The sequence below is a fragment of the Candidatus Jidaibacter acanthamoeba genome, assembly GCF_000815465.1.
GTDB classification, from domain to species: domain Bacteria; phylum Pseudomonadota; class Alphaproteobacteria; order Rickettsiales; family Midichloriaceae; genus Jidaibacter; species Jidaibacter acanthamoebae.
In genome coordinates this window covers 1-259 of the sequence record NZ_JSWE01000158.1, presented here as the reverse complement: position 1 = coordinate 259, position 259 = coordinate 1, and the positions used below count along the sequence as shown (strand labels likewise).

Annotated in this window: 1 protein-coding gene; it reads right to left on the bottom strand. The window is 32.4% G+C overall.

Features of this window, described 5'->3' with window-relative positions; genetic code table 11:
- On the bottom strand, positions 1-259 hold a 259-nt coding region (locus NF27_RS07795; RefSeq protein ID WP_039457930.1), incomplete at both ends, for an ankyrin repeat domain-containing protein.

Genomic DNA, 259 nt, shown 5'->3' with positions numbered 1-259 from the left:
CAACTAAAAATGCATTGGCTCCATATTTATTTGATGAATTAATGAACTCAGGTTTCAGTTGTAATAGATACTTCATTATATCTAATTTCCCATTCCTAGCAGCAAGTAAGAAAGCATTAGCTCCATCTTTATCTACTGAATCTATAAACTCAGGTTTTAGCTCAAGAAGATATTTCACCGCATCTAAGTTTCCATTCCAAGCAGCAAGTAAAAATGCATTGGCTCCATATTTATTTGATGAATTAATGAACTCAGGTTT